General features: G+C 41.8%; 11 protein-coding genes and 8 tRNA genes. 6 read left to right on the top strand and 13 right to left on the bottom strand.

The annotated features are described in order from the left end of the window. Positions 1–19: 19 nt before the first annotated feature. Positions 20–1894 carry a S8 family peptidase gene (locus N483_RS24505; protein WP_023401322.1) on the bottom strand — a complete coding sequence of 625 codons (1875 nt, stop codon included), beginning with the start codon at positions 1892–1894 and terminating at the stop codon, positions 20–22. Positions 1895–2622: 728 nt separating this feature from the next. On the opposite strand from N483_RS24505, the gene N483_RS24500 reads away from it, so the two are divergent. The 3 genes from N483_RS24500 to N483_RS24490 all read left to right on the top strand — a co-directional run bounded on the left by N483_RS24500 (position 2623) and on the right by N483_RS24490 (position 7666). Further along, positions 2623–6180, top strand: coding sequence for a hypothetical protein (locus N483_RS24500; RefSeq protein WP_063383400.1), 3558 nt, complete (start codon positions 2623–2625; stop codon positions 6178–6180). Positions 6181–6341: 161 nt separating this feature from the next. After that, positions 6342–7103, top strand: coding sequence for a hypothetical protein (locus N483_RS24495; protein WP_023401320.1), 762 nt, complete (start codon positions 6342–6344; stop codon positions 7101–7103). Continuing rightward, the gene (locus N483_RS24490; protein WP_023401319.1) at positions 7100–7666 is read left to right on the top strand and encodes a hypothetical protein; all 567 of its coding nucleotides are present in this window, start codon (positions 7100–7102) and stop codon (positions 7664–7666) included. The genes N483_RS24495 and N483_RS24490 overlap by 4 nt, the downstream gene beginning before the upstream one ends. 251 nt (positions 7667–7917) lie before the next feature. Here N483_RS24490 and N483_RS24485 read toward each other — a convergent pair. The 12 genes from N483_RS24485 to N483_RS24430 form a co-directional block, all read right to left on the bottom strand. Beyond that, positions 7918–8004, bottom strand: a tRNA-Leu gene (locus tag N483_RS24485). A 38-nt stretch (positions 8005–8042) separates the two neighbouring features. Further along, a tRNA-Cys gene (locus N483_RS24480) sits at positions 8043–8116 on the bottom strand. 16 nt (positions 8117–8132) lie between these two features. Beyond that, a tRNA-Gly gene (locus N483_RS24475) sits at positions 8133–8208 on the bottom strand. Between the two features lie 19 nt (positions 8209–8227). Continuing rightward, positions 8228–8314: transfer RNA gene (locus N483_RS24470), tRNA-Leu, on the bottom strand. Between the two features lie 36 nt (positions 8315–8350). Next, a tRNA-Gly gene (locus N483_RS24465) sits at positions 8351–8426 on the bottom strand. 4 nt (positions 8427–8430) lie between these two features. Further along, positions 8431–8517, bottom strand: a tRNA-Leu gene (locus N483_RS24460). Between the two features lie 37 nt (positions 8518–8554). Next, positions 8555–8628, bottom strand: a tRNA-Cys gene (locus N483_RS24455). A 14-nt stretch (positions 8629–8642) separates the two neighbouring features. Next, a tRNA-Gly gene (locus tag N483_RS24450) sits at positions 8643–8718 on the bottom strand. 174 nt (positions 8719–8892) lie between these two features. After that, a complete protein-coding gene (gene pgsA, locus N483_RS24445; RefSeq protein ID WP_023398755.1) occupies positions 8893–9438 on the bottom strand; it encodes a CDP-diacylglycerol--glycerol-3-phosphate 3-phosphatidyltransferase in 546 nt (181 codons plus the stop codon). A 42-nt stretch (positions 9439–9480) separates the two neighbouring features. Then, entirely contained in the window at positions 9481–11304 is a 1824-nt protein-coding gene (gene uvrC, locus N483_RS24440) for an excinuclease ABC subunit UvrC (RefSeq protein ID WP_023398754.1), read from the bottom strand. Between the two features lie 14 nt (positions 11305–11318). Then, positions 11319–11969 carry a UvrY/SirA/GacA family response regulator transcription factor gene (gene uvrY, locus N483_RS24435; protein ID WP_023398753.1) on the bottom strand — a complete coding sequence of 217 codons (651 nt, stop codon included), beginning with the start codon at positions 11967–11969 and terminating at the stop codon, positions 11319–11321. A 139-nt stretch (positions 11970–12108) separates the two neighbouring features. Further along, the gene (locus N483_RS24430; protein WP_023398752.1) at positions 12109–13257 is read right to left on the bottom strand and encodes a dicarboxylate/amino acid:cation symporter; all 1149 of its coding nucleotides are present in this window, start codon (positions 13255–13257) and stop codon (positions 12109–12111) included. Positions 13258–13456: 199 nt separating this feature from the next. On the opposite strand from N483_RS24430, the gene N483_RS24425 reads away from it, so the two are divergent. The 3 genes from N483_RS24425 (at position 13457) to N483_RS24415 (ending at position 18104) form a co-directional block, all read left to right on the top strand. Then, positions 13457–15757 (top strand): carbohydrate binding family 9 domain-containing protein, encoded by a 2301-nt coding sequence (locus tag N483_RS24425; protein ID WP_063383399.1) that lies wholly within the window; start codon positions 13457–13459, stop codon positions 15755–15757. Positions 15758–15937: 180 nt separating this feature from the next. Then, positions 15938–16906 (top strand): cysteine synthase A, encoded by a 969-nt coding sequence (gene cysK / locus N483_RS24420; protein ID WP_023398749.1) that lies wholly within the window; start codon positions 15938–15940, stop codon positions 16904–16906. Between the two features lie 295 nt (positions 16907–17201). Continuing rightward, positions 17202–18104 (top strand): substrate-binding periplasmic protein, encoded by a 903-nt coding sequence (locus tag N483_RS24415; RefSeq protein WP_023398748.1) that lies wholly within the window; start codon positions 17202–17204, stop codon positions 18102–18104. Positions 18105–18294 lie beyond the last annotated feature (190 nt).

Genomic DNA, 18294 nt, shown 5'->3' with positions numbered 1-18294 from the left:
CCCTTATTGTATTGTGAGTTTAGCCACCACACATCAAACTTAATCCTTTACAACTGTATGTTGAACTTTCATTCTCTAAACCAGAAAAGTCTAATATGCTGTAACCGCCGTCACTAGGTGCTGATTGGCTTTGATTAGTGGTATCACACTCTCCTTGCTCACGCCACATATTGGGCGCTAAGATTGGACTGGCCCCTTTGTTCCAATAGTGAGCACTATATATCTTGCCTTGATAAGTCACCTGCTCTCCACCTTCATAGGATTTGTTGTGATACCATTGCATTGGACACGCTGGTGTTTTCCCAGACTGTAAATAGGCAAGTGCTTCTGCAAAATTTGGTAAACCATGGCCGTAGACACTATCTTTACCAGCAGAACCTAAATCATGACTTGTCGATCTTAACGCATTAATAATTTGCGCTCGATCCCAGTTGGGGTTTTGGGACCACAACCTCGCGATACCTCCGGAAATAATTGCCGTTGCTTGCGATGTACCGGCTCCCACAACATAGTCACTATGATAGCTTCTGATAGCCACAGACATATTTGAGCTATCAGTGACCACTGGCCACTGATGTACCAGTAATGTTGGGAATTCAGTATAGTAATCAATTCCTCTTAAACGTCCATTTGGATGTTGAGGGTAGTTAATCAGCAATACTTTACCACCTTCCGCAATACAGTTCGTTTGCGCACTGCTTAAACTCTGACGCGTTTGATAAGACAGGGTGCGCTCGGTCATTTGCTGCTGAACATCTTCTGCTGTTAGCGTATATACACATTGCTGAGGGAGCGAAGTTTGCATCGAATAGCTGCTCAGACCCACGTCGATCTGCGTATACTTTAACGCATCTGATACTGCACCACTGTGTTGAATAACCACATCTTGCACCGCATAATGGCTGCGATTCGCCGTTGAAAGTATTTTGCTGCCAGGGGCTACAAAATCAATATTTGGATTGGTTGGTGAAAAAGCCGCAATATTGCCATCCGTTTCCAAAGCGCCTATCGACAACACATTGTGATATGAAGCCGGGTAATGCAGTGCATCGTTGTACTGACCTTGCAGCTTCTTCTCTCTTGAGCCGTGATTTCCTGCTGCCGCTACAAAAATAAGACCACGATCGTAAGCAAGCCGATCAATGACGGACATGGTCATCGGTGAGAACTGCTCACCACTTAACGACATATTGATGACCTTAGCACCTGAATTTGCACACACTTCAATGGCTTCGATTAGATTCCCACCCCAAATAGCTGAGTTTCTTCCATTGGCGGTTTTGATCAACTTATGGACTTGTAAGCTAGCTCCCCCCTCGCTCAGTGCGCCCTTTACACCGATACCATTATTTTGTGCGGCAATGATCCCTGCCATATGTGTCCCATGGCTCAGTGCATCTTGATCCCAAAAGCCTGCATATACACTATGATAACCATGAATATTGGCTGGCAAGTCTGGGTGACTGCTATCTACACCAGAATCAATAACACAAACAGAGATGTCGTTGGATGCCGAAGGTAGTTTACTTATTGATGTCGCTCGTAACCAATATGGCTCCAGCTCACTGTGTGCCAGCACATCGAGACTATTTGCAGTCGCTTTATAATAATCTAGAGAATTACTACTGAGAGATAAGCCGTAATCAGCTTCAATTGATACTCCGTCTAACTGAATTATCTCACTCACCTGTTGCTGTGATAATACCCCCTGAGCTATGAGTTTTTCACCACTTTGGCCAATTACCTTTAAAGAGCCAAGAACGTTTTGAGAGAGCTGCCCGTGCTTGTATTGTACCAGATATGCGCTGTCATTATTTGATGCGTGTGTGCTCGCACAGAGCCCCAAACCAACCAACACACTCGCAAAAACTGCACTTCTATTAAAAAAACCCATACTAACTCCTAGCTAAGCGATATTTATATTTTTTATATTTTCCCTAACCCATTGTTAATACTGAATTTAACTTTTACATTTCCACGATGCGAACACGTCCTTTAATGCAACATAACTTCTCACACGTACATATATCCAATCACTTAAAGTTAAGCTAAGCCATTACCTATTTTGTAACAGTGCTTCCTTTTGCTTACATTTAAGATAATTGTTAAATTCGAGATATACCTATTCAAGATCTTTCACAAAAATGGATAAATTACGCGTAAAAATCAATCTGTCCTACTTCACTTATACCAGTTTTTTACCCAATTCCAAAGCCAGATCTTGAACAGAAAACAGGCTCCTTTTCAATTTAAACGCCTATTTGATTAAAAAATAACAAAATGAACCACAAAAAACTCATAAAATTTAAAAAAAAGTAGATTTATTAAAAAATTCATAGTAAGCGAACTTAATTTATACGTAGGGTATTAACGTTTTCGAAAAAGTCGTGTAAAGCAAATCAAAAAGTTTCGTAAATATGAATAATATTCATTAGACTTGTACCCTTAGCAGGTGTAAGGATTTTTTTATCGCAATTGTTATTTTTTACTGTGATTTAACGTTTTAATAGGGACAGCGGCGTAGACCATGACATTGTGAGCGTGCTTGACACGATAGGTAAGCAATAACTGAAAATATTGATGATCGTGCGATCAACGATTTACTATAAAGAGCTAATAATAATGCACATTCTTCTATCTGATAAACGCTATACATACAGCCCTAAATTCAGATTTATAAAACCAAAAGATCGCCAAAAAGTAAAAGTCAAATTTGCCAACGATTTGATACTCGCCTTAGGCTACAAGTTCAAAGAACAGCGAAATTATTTTGCCATGGCTGCTGAAGCCGCTTTCATGTCCCTCAATCCGCTCGATAGGCAGCAAAGCCAATTTTTCATCGAGCTCGATTTGGTCACCAGCAATCAAGAAACTGTTAATTTACAAGAGGACAGTACTAGCGTCGGTCTGGGGTATGCACTCAGTTGTGCACTGGCTTATCGCAAACATTTGGGAAAAAACACTCAACTTACCTCCACTTGTTTCGCAACAGGGGAAGTGTCCCCCAGTGGTAATGTGCACAGCATAGGGCATATAAACAACAAAATTGAAGGTGCGTTATACGCAATGACACACCGTCACAGTGGCCCATTTGTTATTTTTTACCCTGCACCGAATCATGGCGAAATTGACCACAGCCTTGTTCATGAAGTTGAGCTACTTGGCGGCCAATTATGTCCAATAGAGCACATTAATGAAGCGCTTCAAACACTGTTGGGCGATGAGTACGATGGTACACAGCAATCAGGGTCGTTGACTTTTAAAGGCTTGCGTAGCTTCGAGCCTCATGATGCATACTATTTTTTTGGTCGCGACAAACTGACTTCAGATTTACTGACACTACTCGACGAACGACCTAGTTTAATCAAGGTACATGGCGTATCCGGCAGCGGTAAATCTAGCTTAATTAAAGCCGGGTTGCTTCCTGCCGTTGCAAAGCAAACAGGCAATGTAAAGTGGCAAATTGGCTTACCAAAAGACTTTGAAAGTAGCGCGGCACTGTTGACGCATTTCATCAAGTCTGGTGATGCGGGTTTTGAAACTGTTTTACAAACAATGTCAATCAGCGTTGAACAGTTTGTTGAAGAACTGCTGAAGTTAAACACAACCTACCTAGACGAGCTTTCGCTGCACCTTACCGCACATAAAACAACCTACATTTGGTATATTGATCAATTCGAAGAAATTTTTGAAATTGAACCAAATAACCGCTTGTTACACAGCCTATCATTATTAGGTGAGCACACCCCCATATCAGTGATCACGAGCATTCGCAGCGAGTACTTACACAATACTGATATGATCGGCAGGGACTTTTATGTACCACATAGTTTAACTGCCGAAGACTGGTTAAAAATCATCAACAACCAAGCGATTGCGCTGGGCATTGAACTAGAAGAAGGGCTTGCCCAAACTATCCAAACTGAGGCCCTCAAACTTTCTCATGCGTTGCCGGCGGTCGAGTATCTATTGGCACAGATGCATGCGCTGGCCATAGACAGCGATCAACCCAAAGTCTTAACCTTCTCTCAATATAACCAACTTAACAAACTAACTGGGGTTATCTATCGACAAGCTGAGTTTATATTGGGGCAGTTTGAGCCGCTAACAGAGCAGTTTTTCGAACTCTTTATTGGGGTCAATATCAATGGTACATGCTATTCGAAGCACGTTGACTTTCTGGCGCTAGAAAAAGAAAATCCGCAATTGTTAGAATTGGTGAATGCCCTCATTGAAAAACAACTTGTTATCCGCCATCAAGTTCATAAATTACCTCCCTATGTTAAGTTAACTCACGATTGCCTAATTACAATTGCGGAAGAACTCTCCTTAGATCAACAGATTTGGCCGCGCTTTTTTATCTGGTTAAGTGCCAGAAAGGAATACCTACAGTGGTTTCATGGTGTTGAGGCAAAATACAAACAGTGGAAGAACTATGCTGCACAACCCGATGAACAAAACAACTTCACGCTGGGCAAACATGAGCTACAAGATGGCACAAAGTACTTAAGCCAACCTGGTACCATCAGCCTACAGGCGGTTAAAAACTATATTCTCGCCTCACAGAGCTTTTACCAAACGGTGCTTGAAACACAAAACAAAGCACAAAAAAGACGTTTATTTACCACCAGTATTTTATTTGTCTGTGCCCTGAGTACCGCTTCTTTTGCTTATTATCAAAAACAGCTTGTTGTTGCCGAGCAGGCCAAAACAACGCAAGCACTCACTCATTTAAAAGACAACGTACTACTAAATATAGATGCAATCGAACCGATACTGGCGCAGTACTTACCCACTTTTCAACGTAAATACTTAAACAACCACATATCGAAGCTGGTATCAAGCGTTGATGATATCCCGTTAGAAGATATCGATAAACTCAGGTTATTACTAATAAAAGTAAAGATTCTACGCCAAGATGACTCGACGCATATCGGCGAACTCACTGAGACCTTAACAAAGTTAGAAAGCAAAATAGCGCAAATTGGAAATGACGATCCTAAAGAGCTGCAAATCGCAATGTCGTTCAATTATGAGTTTGGTGTCCTATTAATAAAACAAGGTAGGAATGACGAAGCCAAACAGTATTTAGACCGTGCACTACAACAAACTGAACTACTTCCAGCAGATCCATCATTGGCACTTGCCAAAGCGAAGATAATTTCACAGCTCGCATTTATGGCGTTGTGGGACGGCGACCTGCAGCTAGCTGCTCAAAAATATAATGAAACCTTGCAACTACTCGATACGCAAGTGCCAACACAAAGTCTCGAGCAAGCTTTTAACGTACTCAGAGTCAACACTTTCAGAAACCTCGCAAAGACCGAGCCTTCGGAGCAGCAAGCCAGCGATTGGCTATTGCGCGCGAAAACAGCCCTTGAAAAGCAGCTTAAGAATGATCCAAATCATCTTGTTTCACAATATAACCTGTTGAGAATTTACATTAACCTTGCTGAAAACAGTAGCAACCTTGTAGATGCCGATAAGTACTATGATCACGCTGATGAATTAGTAAAACTCTACTCTATTAAAGACCCAGATAATGTCCATGTACAAGTTGCTCAACTTTTATTGGCAAGCCGTTTGGGCAGTAGAAAGTTAGCACAAGGGTATCTAGTTGAAGCGCAAGCGCACTTCCTCGAAGGCTTAGATATAACCAGAAAGCTACGTGTATTGAATGAGAATAACATTGATTGGCAAGGACATAGCATCGAACTATATATGGCTTATGCAAATTATTTTTCACAGACCAATCAAACACAGCAAAGTACTCTGTACTACGAAAAAGCCCTTAAAGCAGCTCAAAAGCTCTATAGCCAAAATGAAGACAACCTAGACTTTGTCAGCCTCTTACAAGGCGCACACTCGAAAGTAGCAATACACCTTTACAATCTCGGCGACAAAAAGTCAGCACAAAGTCATTTAGAAAAAGCGAGAGCATTTGCACTTCGTTTAACGCAAGTTCATCCAGACAATGAAAATTACCAAGTCAGCTACAGGAAAAAGCTGTTTAACCTAGGCTACATCGCTTCTGAGGTCGGTGAAATTGACAATGCGTGTGACTACTTTATCAAAGGTAATGAACTGTCAGATAAATTCTTGTCGTCACATACCAGTATTCAGTGGCAAAAAGCAAAAAATAAGTTTGAACATTATATAGAATTATTAAAGTGTAACTAAAATGGCAACAACCCTTGATAACATCAATTAGGAAAACAAACACAATATGCTGAAACTTATGGAAAAGTTGTTATACCGCAATCAGCAGTCAGGCTATTCCTAATAGAGTAATAGAAAATGAATGATGAAAGGGATACAACAACAATTGAAAGGGGGTATGGATGTGGTTTGACAACAAACAAGCCGTACAAGAAGCGTATAAATTTATTAAGTTTTTACTTCGGAAAAAATCGATAACTGATCACAGAATCGACACCGAAGCACTTATTCAAGAGACATTGTTAAAAGTGATTAAAGCAACTAAACAAGAAGCCAGTAATGAGATTGAGCCGGATAAAGACACTCAAAAGCTCAATGCACAAACTGACTTTAACCATGTCTTAAAAGCTTATACATATAAAGCCTTTGAAAGCGTCTATCTCGATATGGGTAGCAATGTAACCTATCGACGGAAGTCGGCATCAGAGCAAGCTAAATCACCTGATGAGGGGCGCTCGGTGCAAATCGTCCACCTTTATGAAAGTAATAATAGCTCTGATGGCTCAAATAATATTTATGAGCTAATGCCAAGCGATCAGCCCTCGCCAGATCAGGTTGCAAAAATGGATAGAAATGCACGGTTGTTTATCAATTTACTACTAGAAACCATAGCCCAAGAAGAAGACAAACAGAAGCAAGCCCTTTTTTACGACTTTTTTACGCTGTCTTTTCGACAGAATGCGCTTACGCAAAAACAGCTTGGTGAACGTCATGGCTTTAAAGGCAACGCTGCAATCACCTACATATCAAGGTTTGTAAATAAATTATCTAAACGTGTTGAAGAGTCAGGTTTAAGCCTAGAGATAGGTAACAACCCACAGACAGACTTCGACATATACTTTCTCACTCACAGCAATAAATTAAACGAGACAATATCAGTATGAATAAGGTTAAGATCACAGACAAGGTATTAGAGTCGCTTGAAGATCACCTCATTGCAAAATCAATTACGGAGTTTGAGCATGAAGAAGAGCGTGCTCTTTCTCCACAGGAAATCGCAATAGTTGAGCGAATCTACAACCAACACAAATCAAAAGAGCTCGAACCGAAGCCATTGAACTTTGAAGTGCAATTGTTGGCCGCAAGCCCTGAGCTCAGCGCATCAGATAAACCATGGTGGGATTTTGACACTATTATCAATGATACGTTTCAGCTTGCGGTGTTTAGCTCATATGGGCAAGATTTGAGTGAAGACGTAGACTTTGAACTTAATCCTTTAAAAGGCAAAGAGCGTGAATTCAATGACTACTTTGATACCTTTAGAGGCACTAAACAGGGGATCCGTATTTACTGGGCTAAAAATAGTCGGCAAGTTGTTATGGAAGGTGAGCTTGTGCACTCTTTTGAAGGGGATTGTGTAAGTGGCCACGGGAAGATCATATCAAGCGAATATTTCGGCTCTGGTCACTTTAAGCTCATGTTAGAATTTTTCTCATTGCCTAATTAAAAGGGATTGTTAGGTAGATATTGCGAAAATACTGACTTAAATATTGTTTAATTATTACTTCTACTGGCTGTGAATTATCCAATCAGCGGGCTAACCCCCGTTGATTCTTCACGCTTCGAATCCCTCGCGTGCCACCAACCTCTTGGCCAAAAATAGCATCAGATAGCAACAGCAGAAATCTCAGCTTATACATAAATCTATAGTGCGATAAGCTTAGCGAAACAACTAAAATAAAAATCGAAATAATAAAATGGTGCCCGGGGCCGGACTTGAACCGGCACGCTGTTACCAGCGAGGGATTTTAAATCCCTTGTGTCTACCAATTCCACCACCCGGGCATCGGATGTCTACATAAGCAGAAAGTGTGGAAGTAAAATGGAGGCGGAACCCGGAGTCGAACCGAGGTAGACGGATTTGCAATCCGCTGCATGGCCACTCTGCCATTCCGCCAAACTCTAAAGAGAGTTGGAGCGAGTAACGAGGTTCGAACTCGTGACCTCGACCTTGGCAAGGTCGCGCTCTACCAGCTGAGCTATACTCGCATTTTCACTTGAAAACAAGTGGTGCCCGGGGCCGGACTTGAACCGGCACGCTGTTACCAGCGAGGGATTTTAAATCCCTTGTGTCTACCAATTCCACCACCCGGGCATCGGGTTTTTGCAAAAGCCAACCTTAAAGTAAAGTTGGAGCGAGTAACGAGGTTCGAACTCGTGACCTCGACCTTGGCAAGGTCGCGCTCTACCAGCTGAGCTATACTCGCATAATGGTGCCCGGGGCCGGACTTGAACCGGCACGCTGTTACCAGCGAGGGATTTTAAATCCCTTGTGTCTACCAATTCCACCACCCGGGCATCGGGTTGCTTTCGCATGTGGATTTTGTTGAGAAAATGGAGGCGGAACCCGGAGTCGAACCGAGGTAGACGGATTTGCAATCCGCTGCATGGCCACTCTGCCATTCCGCCGATGTATCAAAAGTTGGAGCGAGTAACGAGGTTCGAACTCGTGACCTCGACCTTGGCAAGGTCGCGCTCTACCAGCTGAGCTATACTCGCAACATGTATTCAAAGCAATATAAAGTGCTTTAGCTACATTTCGTTTTGATGACTGTTGTCTCTCAACACGGACGCATTCTACAGAACTTCTTGATTGCGTCAATATAAAAAATGAATGTTTTTAACTGTTTGCTTATTTTTTATCTAAACCGTACTCTAATTGCTCAATATCAATTAAGATTTGAGCAACTCTCCTTTAGCAGCAAGCAAATATTGCAGCATAGACACTATCGTTAATACTGTTGCAGTTGCCAGTAATACGTAACTCAGTACCAACATCCAAGTTGAAAACTGCCAAATTAGTCCAATGATTGCCAACATCTGAGCAGCCGTTTTAAATTTCCCCAAAGAAGATACGGCAACACTCGCCCGCTTTCCTAATCCAGCCATCCACTCTCGCAGAGCTGAGATAACGATTTCACGGCTAATAATCACCACAGCAGCAAAAGTGATCCAAACATTTTGATAATGTGCTGCGATGAGCACCAATGCGACACTTACCATGACTTTGTCGGCAACAGGATCGAGAAAAGCACCGAATGGCGTTGATTGGTTTAACTTACGAGCTAGGTACCCATCTAATATATCTGTTACCGATGCCAGCCAGAAAATAAAAGCAGCGGCAAAAAAAGCCCATGAATACGGCAGATAAAACACCACAGCAAAGACGGGGATGAGAAACAACCTAAATGTTGTTAACGTGTTTGGAATATTCCACATAACTACTTAAAGAATTCTTTTTCTATATGTTCGCATGAAGTATCAAGCTTTGTCATGCAAATGGTTAAATATCTTTTCAGCCAACTGCGGACTGATCCCAGGCACTTGCCCTATTTGTTGTATATTTGCCGATTTAACGCCTTGTAAACCTCCTAAATATTTAAGAAGCGCTTGTCTTCGCTTATTACCAACACCGCCTATCTCTTCCAATACGGACTGTGTGCGTTGTTTTTGTCTTTTATTCCTGTGTCCAGCAATGGCAAAACGGTGTGACTCGTCACGAATATGCTGTATTAAATGCAGCGCCGGAGAGTCACTTTCTAAGTTAATTGTTTTTCGACCACCATCAAACAATAGCGTTTCCAGTCCCGGCTTACGACTCGTGCCTTTTGCCACACCAATTAACATTGGGAGCTTCTCTAATTGCCAATCTTCAAAAAACGCCTCAGCCCTTGCCAGCTGACCTTTGCCCCCATCTATAAAAATAATGTCAGGCACTTTGGATACATCTGTCACTTTCGCGTAGCGCTTATTTAAAGCAAAGTCCATGGCTGCGTAATCATCACCAGGCGTGATCCCAGTGACATTATAGCGACGATATTCTCTTGTATTGGGGCCCTGAGCATCAAATACAACACATGATGCAACTGTATTTTCACCCATTGTATGGCTAATATCGAAACATTCCATGCGATCTATGTCGGCTAAACCTATCGCCTCTTTTAATAAGGCATAGCGTTTACTGATCGCATCTTGAGTGCTTTGCTTAACCATAATACTATTTAAAGCATTTTTATTGGCAAGTGCCAGATACTGAGCACGTTCGGCCCGAACATTGATGCGCAGGTGCACTTTACGCTTGGCGAGTTGAGTCAAGGCTTCTGTGAGTGCATGCCGCTCAGATAACTCAAATGGCAATACAATGTCGTTAGCAATTCGCGCATTGGAGCCATTCGATACGTAATACTGACCAAGAAAAGACGTCAATATTTCATCTTCGCTTGAGTCTCTCGGTATTTTCGGGAAGTAGGTTTTGCTGCCTAGTATTTTGTGATCGCGGATCATAAGCATATGAATTGCTGACAGGCCATTGCGCTGCGCGTAGCCAATCACATCCATCTCAGCAAAATTACCAGCGACAGATTGCTGCTCTTGCATTTGTCTTAATAAGGCTATTTGATCTCGATATTTAGCTGCAGCCTCGAAATTAAGCGCCATACTGGCCTGTTCCATTCTAGACACCAGCGTTTCGATAACAAGATGTGACTTACCACTTAAAAACTGCCTAACCAGATCAACCTGCTGAGCATACTCATCATCTGTTACCTTATCGACACAAGGCGCAGAACAACGCTTTAATTGGTGTTGTAAACAAGGCCGGCTACGGGCGCGATAATAGGCATCTTCACACTGGCGCACTGGAAAAATCTTTTGCATTAACCTGAGACTTTCCGACACTGCCGCACTACTAGGAAATGGCCCGAAATACTCCCCTTTTTGCTTTCGTGCACCTCTGTGAAATGCAATTCTGGGGTGTTTATGATCAGTGAGTAAAATATAAGGGTAAGACTTATCGTCACGCAGCAGAATATTGTAACGCGGTTGGTATTTTTTAATTAAATTGTTTTCGAGCAATAATGCTTCGGTTTCTGTATTGGTCAGCGTCACTTCAATGTGGACAATATTACTGACTAACACCCGCGTTTTACTGTCGGGAATATTTGCCCTAAAGTAGCTACTTACTCTTTTTTTAAGGTTTTTTGCTTTACCGACATAAATAACCTGGTGTTCGCTATCATACATACGATAAACACCAGGCTCTGTGGTCAACGTTTTCAAAAACGCTTTGTGGTCAAACTCTGTCATTCAAATAGATATGATCAACGAGAACTATCAATATCAATCATTTTATGACGAATAGCGAGGTGCGTTAGCTCAACATCACCACTTACGTCTAATTTCTCAAACATTCTATAACGGTAGCTATTCACCGTTTTAGAGCTTAAGTTGAGCCGCTCTGCAATATCTTGTGCTTTTTCACCCTTTGTGATCATTAACATGATCTGTAGTTCTCGATCTGATAGAGATTGGAAAGGGTTTTCATCGACCTTACCACTGAACTGTGCCAACGCTATTTGCTGCGCAATCTCAGGCGCAATATAACGCTGTCCTGAATTAACCGATCGAATTGCATTGATCATCTCATCTGGCCCAGCACTTTTGGTTAAATAGCCATGTGCCCCTATCTGCATAACTTTGCTTGGGAATGGGTCTTCACAATGTACCGTGAGTACAATGACCTTAACATCTGGACAGTAACGACAAATTTTCTTAGTCGCTTCTAATCCACCTATGCCCGGCATATTCATGTCCATTAATACGATATCGGGTTCATTTTGGCGGCAAAAAGTAACCGCTTCTTCCCCAGTTTTAGCCTCTCCGACCACCTTGAAACCACGCACATCATCTAAGATGCGTTTGATCCCAGTCCTTACAAGTTCATGATCATCAACTAAAAGTACGTTAATCAATGGAACATCCTCACGCTAGCCCTTGGTAAAAAATCTTTTCTGATTCGCTTTGCGAGATTAACATATAATTTCGCAAAGCATAATCAATTACATCATGCCAACCTACAAATATACGACTATATTACTAGGTTTGATTTGGCTACTCTCCTTTTTCAGAGAATCGGTTTACCCACAACGCAATCACACCGTCACCTGTGACATTACATGCTGTACCAAAACTATCTTGTGCTAGGTAAAGTGCAATCATCAAAGCTATCGCACTTTCATCAAATCCAAGCATCGAGGTCAATAGGCCCAATGCTGACATAACGGCACCGCCTGGCGCACCAGGGGCAGCTATCATTACAACACCCAGCATGAAAATAAATGGCAACATTTCTAACAGTGATGGGACAGCCATCGTTGGAGATAAAAACATCACTGCCATTGCACAAGTTACGATGGTAATTGTCGAACCGGACAAATGAATTGTAGCACATAAAGGAACTGAAAAGTTTGCTACTTCTTCAGAAACACCGTTAGCCTTACTCGCTCTCAACGAAACAGGAATGGTCGCCGCACTCGACATAGTTCCAATCGCAGTGAAATACGCTGGTAACATATTTTTGACCAACTCCAAAGGACTGCGTTTTAGCATCAATCCAGAAACAACAAACAAAGTTGTTAACCACAACCAATGCATACCAACCGCAGCCACAAGCACCACACCAAACGTGCTAAGTGTATCAACAACCGTGCCAGCTACTGCCATCTCGGCAAATACACCTGCGATATAAAAAGGCAGCGCAGGAATAATTACTTTTGCCAACAGAGCATCAATGACGTCACGGCCTTGATCGACAACATCTTTCAACTGGCCTAAATTTAGCTGGCTGATGCCAATACCAAAAATAAATGCAGCAGCAAGTGCAGTCATCACACTCATCAGCGGCGGAATTTCTAGTTGAATATAACCTTTTAACTCGGCGCCTTTGGCTGCTTCATAGGCAACACTCCCCTCAAAGAAGCCCGTTGCAAATAATACCAGTAACACGGCCAAAGTCCCCGCGATCACAGTAGAGCTGTATGCAAAGCCGACCGTTTTACCTAAAAGGTGTCCCGATGTCTTAGGTAAACCGGCAATACCTGAAGCGATAAAGAACAAAATAATCAATGGAATTGTAAAGCTAATTAGTTGGCCTATTATGACCTTAGCCGTATATAACAGCTCGGTCAGACCTAAAGGCAAGTACAAACCTGCCAAAATACCGCCCACAATACCGGCGATGAGTTTTATTATTAGAGACATAGTTTGTCCGATCTACATTTAAACCAAGCCCCTTTTTATCATGTTTTTACCTCTTAGGTATACAAATTCGATACTTTAACTTCAGTTCGTTCACCTGAGTTCACCCGATATTAACGCAACTCAACGAGAATGAATTGTTGCTTTAAACTATTATTATTAAATTAACACCCCTTAGTTTCTGCGAATTAAACCATCTATCATGATTAGAAGTACCAGCGTTTTATGCACCCTGCTATTGTCAGCCACTGCTGTTGCCGCGCCACAGCCTATAGAGATCCCGTTTATAGACCAAGCAGCCACTATAGATGGCAAAGTTGAGGAGCCACTTTGGCAATCTGCTAAAGAAATACTCATTGATAATGTCACTTGGCCTCATGAAAACACCACAAGCCCAGTTACAACAAAGGCGTTAGTTTACGAAAATGGGGAAGCGTTGTTTATCGCATTTATTGCAAAAGACCCTACACCGAAAGAAATAAGGGCGCACTATCGTGATAGAGATAAAATCTGGAATGACGACCTTGTCGGACTCAAAATCGACTCGCTAAACACAAGTCAAAATGCCTATCAATTTTTTGTCAATCCGCTGGGCGTCCAGATGGACTCGATTGAAAACGAGCTAACCAAAAATGAAAATTCGTCTTGGAATGGCATTTGGTCTAGCAAGGGGGAAATAACACCTGATGGATACCGTGTTGAAGTTAAGATTCCATTGCGCGTGCTTAATTTTAACGATTCACAAGGCACCAAACACATGGCTATGGAGTTCCTGCGATTTTTACCAAGGGATGAAAGGCTACGTATTTCCAACATGCAACTTGACCACAATAACAGCTGCTGGATCTGCCAAATGCCAGCAGTGAGTGGGTTTGCCACTGCTAAACAAAGTAATAACTTAACAATCACACCAGCACTGGCCATTGCACACACTCAAACACGTGACATTGACGACGCTGTCGTACCTGACTTTGAAAGTGATACCAACTACGAACCTGGCCTTGATGTAAAATGGGCTGTTACACCTGATACCACTTTAAACTTAACTGTCAATCCAGACTTTTCTCAGGTTGAAGCCGACACTGGACAGTTAAGTGTTAATAACAGCTTCAGTTTATTCTTTCCTGAAAAACGCGCCTTTTTCTTAGAAAACAGCGATTACTTCTCTTCTCACTTAAATTTGGTGCATACGCGCAATGTATCTGCACCAGATTATGGCGTCAAAGCTACAAGTAGCAAACAAGGGCACACATTTGCCGGGTTTATCGCTAATGACGATTCAACACACGTGTTAGTACCCGGTAATTTAGGATCTAGTATCGTTTCGCTAGAACAAAAAAGTGAAAATGCTGCGCTGAGATATCGCTATGATGCCAATGACCAATTATCTATTGGCACAACAGGCACCATCAGGCAAAGTGAAGATTATCGTAACCAAGTCTTGAGTATTGACAGCAAGTACCGCCCAACCAAACACGATACGATTAAACTACAAGCCATCACGACCGATACCCAGTATGATCAACACTTTATCAATGAAGTATGTGATGACGACCCTATTGAGTCTTGCGAAATTAATGAGAGCGTTTTAAGGGTGCAAAACCACGACGATCAGCAAGGGTTGGGCTATTACGCCAGCTATGAACACAATCGCAAATATTGGCGAGCATTTGGTTCATACCGTAATTACGACGCCGCACTGCGCGCTGACTTAGGATTTATTTCGCAGGTCGATTTTAATAAGTTTGTTACCGGGTTTGAATACCGTTGGTACGGGGATGAATCCAACTGGTGGAATCGCGCCAATTGGTACAGCGACTGGGATATTAGTCATAATGAGGATGGAGAGTTACTAGAAAAAGAAGTGCAATCAAACTTCAAAGTACAAGGCCCACTTCAAAGTATTATTCAGGTTGGCTTTGACCACCGTAAACGTACAGGCCAACGACACGATGAAACGCGATTAAACATAGACGGCAACACAGACATGTTCACTGAAAATTTCCAGTGGATGTATTTAGAAATGAAACCAAAAGCAGGCGTATTCGCAGGCCTTAGATTGAACACTGGCAATAAATTAGATATTGCTAACAACCGGTTAGGACAGCGATACATAGTAAAACCTACTCTAGACTTCAACCTTGGCCGCCACTTCGAAGTTAAACTGCGCCACACCTACGAACGCTTAGAGCATGACGGCGAAAATGTGTACACCGCGAATTTATCCGATGCACGTTTTACCTATCAATTTGGTATAAACAGTTATGTGCGCTTGGCAGTTATCAACCTTGATATAGAACGCAATCAACAAAAATATATAGATGACGTCGATAGCCGCTACAAAAAGCTCAGCACCCAGCTTTTATACGCCTACAAATTAAATCCTGAAACTGTGCTGTTTGTAGGCTACTCTGATAGTGGCTATCAAGATGATGATTTAAGTGATATCACCAAAGATAATAAAACCTTTTTCGCCAAATTTAGCTACGCATGGCTACGTTGATGAAAAGCCTTGCTAATTACCCAAAGTAATTAGCAGTGTATTTTTTATTCGTTATAGCTATAAGCTTTTTTAATATATCATATAGCCATTCTTTACTTCTTGTTTTGCTACAGGATCAGTAAAGTGTGGCTATATTAAGTGTTATACACAATAGTCCTAAGCTCATTCAAGGGAACATTTATGTCTAAAGTATTTTCAGATAACAGCCTAGCAATAGGCCAAACTCCAATTGTTAAACTAAATCGAGTAACTGGCGGCAACGTATACGCCAAAGTTGAATCTCGCAACCCGAGCTTTAGCGTAAAATGTCGCATTGGTGCTTCTATGATTTGGGAAGCTGAAAAACAAGGCCTATTAGGAGATGGTAAAGAGCTAATCGAGCCAACTTCAGGTAATACAGGTATCGCCCTTGCATTTGTTGCAGCATCACGTGGCTACAAACTCACTTTAACTATGCCAAATACAATGAGTCTTGAGCGTCGTAAGTTACTTAAAGCACTAGGCGCAAACTTAGTACTGACTGAAGGTGCAAAAGGCATGAAAGGCGCTATCGAGAAAGCTAACGAAATTCTTGAAAGCGACCCTCAAAAGTATGTTCTTTTACAGCAGTTTGAAAACCCAGCAAACCCTAAAATTCACTTTGAAACAACAGGTCCTGAGATCTTTGACGCACTTGAAGGTAATATCGACTACTTCGTAGCAGGTGTTGGCACAGGTGGTACAATCTCAGGTGTAAGCCGTTTCTTGAAACAAGAAAAAGGCCTTGATGTTAAATCAATTGCTGTAGAGCCTAGTGACTCTCCAGTTATCTCTCAAACGCTTGCAGGCGAAGAGGTTAAACCAGGCCCGCACAAAATCCAAGGTATCGGCGCAGGCTTTATCCCGGGTAACCTAGATTTAGAACTCATTGACGGTGCAGAGCAAGTATCAAACGAAGATGCTATCGCAATGGCACATCAGCTAATGAAAGACGAAGGTATTCTTGTCGGTATTTCATCTGGTGCAGCAGTTGTTGCGGCTAAACGTATCGCCGAAAAACCAGAAAACGCAGATAAAAACATTGTGGTAATTTTACCAAGCGCTACTGAGCGTTACCTATCTAGCCCAATGTTCGCAGATGAATTCAGCGATCAAGAACTAGTTCAATAAACTGCCAAATATATTTATGAAGGCCGGTTTTAAACGGGCCTTCATTTCCTATCGGATAATCCAGATAATCTCCTTCGCCTTTCCTCATATTCTTACTAAACTAAATAAATAACGACAATATGGGTGCTAACTCACCACCACGGGATGGTTTACCTCCTGAAACGCTGTGGTTGAAGCATATTGTTACTCAGTTATGGTATCCGTAATATACAAAATCTGTTTAAGTCCAGTCTGTGTTTATTTGACTTGGGAAAACCAGAATGCAGCAAAATATATGCATAAGGAATTTAGTAAAATGAAATTAGTCGTAGGCCTTGTCATCAGCTATCTCATTCTGTTTACACCTCCTGCCAGCGCAAGTCTACAAGTGGGCTTTTTTAAATCAGGACAATATCAAATGATTGTCGGTGCGCCCCACGAAAACGGATACTTGTTTAGTAAGAACCCAACAAAAGAGCAACTGCATTTGGTCACACTGGACTGGCCTCCCTATATCGGCGATCAACTTTGCAATAAAGGCTGGGTATTTCAATTTACTATATCTCTGCTTGTTGATCAGGGATACCCGGTGTATGTCGAATTTTTACCTTGGGCAAGAGCTGTTAAAGCTGCCGAGTCCGGTCGAGCAGATATATTGTTCCCAGAATACTTTATTGAAGATGCATCCCCTTCTGACAACTATGAGGGGAAAACAAGACGTGAGTTACTCGCATTATCCAATGCCTACCCTGGCGGAGAAATTGGTTTTATCAAACGTCGCGGCGAGCGGGACTCATTTGAAGGAAATTTAAATGCGCTTAAGGGCACTACCATTGGCGTAGTAAGAGGGTATCAAAATACCCCTGAATTTGATGCAATGATGGACAACGGAGAGTTTGTCATTGTCAAAGCAGTTGATGACCTTCAGCTCGTTAAGCTATTAGTGGGAAAACGGGTCGACCTCATAATTGGCGATCCAAAAGTTCTGCGCTTTACGGTTAGTTACTCTAACTTATCCAAATCTGAAAAAGTGACTCTATTGCGAGCTCTTGAAGATGTTCAACCCGCGCTTCGCTACAACAACTTATTCTTCGCATTGAGCAAAAAGAAACCTCGCTGGCGGCAAGTGCTCAATGACATCAACAAAGGTCTCTATATTTTTAATAATAGTGGCGAGACTGAGCGTATTATTGAAATGGGGAGCTCAGAGTGTTATTAAAGTTTCTCTAAGCTCTTTAACAAAGAGCTTCCATAGAACCGCATGCCAACACAATCGCGTGTCACCTGACAGTATTTTTTGACTATAACTTTAACTTTCGGTAGATGGCTGATACCATGTACCCATATTAGGTCACACCTAGTATATCTATAAAAATAAAAAATATAAAAATATAAAAATATAAAAATAA

It is taken from the genome of Pseudoalteromonas luteoviolacea NCIMB 1944, assembly GCF_001625565.1.
In the GTDB taxonomy this organism is placed as follows: Bacteria; Pseudomonadota; Gammaproteobacteria; order Enterobacterales; family Alteromonadaceae; genus Pseudoalteromonas; species Pseudoalteromonas luteoviolacea_F.
Note: the sequence above shows the minus strand (reverse complement) of the source record. Positions and strands in the feature narration are given on the sequence as shown.

What these genes read in the sequence shown, in the direction of transcription:
- N483_RS24505 (WP_023401322.1), bottom strand. Translation starts at nt 1,894, where the DNA reads ATGGGTTTTTTTAATAGAAGTGCAGTTTTTGCGAGTGTGTTGGTTGGT.
- N483_RS24500 (WP_063383400.1), top strand. Translation starts at nt 2,623, where the DNA reads ATGCACATTCTTCTATCTGATAAACGCTATACATACAGCCCTAAATTC.
- N483_RS24495 (WP_023401320.1), top strand. Translation starts at nt 6,342, where the DNA reads ATGTGGTTTGACAACAAACAAGCCGTACAAGAAGCGTATAAATTTATT.
- N483_RS24490 (WP_023401319.1), top strand. Translation starts at nt 7,100, where the DNA reads ATGAATAAGGTTAAGATCACAGACAAGGTATTAGAGTCGCTTGAAGAT.
- pgsA (WP_023398755.1), bottom strand. Translation starts at nt 9,438, where the DNA reads ATGTGGAATATTCCAAACACGTTAACAACATTTAGGTTGTTTCTCATC.
- uvrC (WP_023398754.1), bottom strand. Translation starts at nt 11,304, where the DNA reads ATGACAGAGTTTGACCACAAAGCGTTTTTGAAAACGTTGACCACAGAG.
- N483_RS24430 (WP_023398752.1), bottom strand. Translation starts at nt 13,257, where the DNA reads ATGTCTCTAATAATAAAACTCATCGCCGGTATTGTGGGCGGTATTTTG.
- N483_RS24425 (WP_063383399.1), top strand. Translation starts at nt 13,457, where the DNA reads ATGATTAGAAGTACCAGCGTTTTATGCACCCTGCTATTGTCAGCCACT.
- cysK (WP_023398749.1), top strand. Translation starts at nt 15,938, where the DNA reads ATGTCTAAAGTATTTTCAGATAACAGCCTAGCAATAGGCCAAACTCCA.
- N483_RS24415 (WP_023398748.1), top strand. Translation starts at nt 17,202, where the DNA reads ATGAAATTAGTCGTAGGCCTTGTCATCAGCTATCTCATTCTGTTTACA.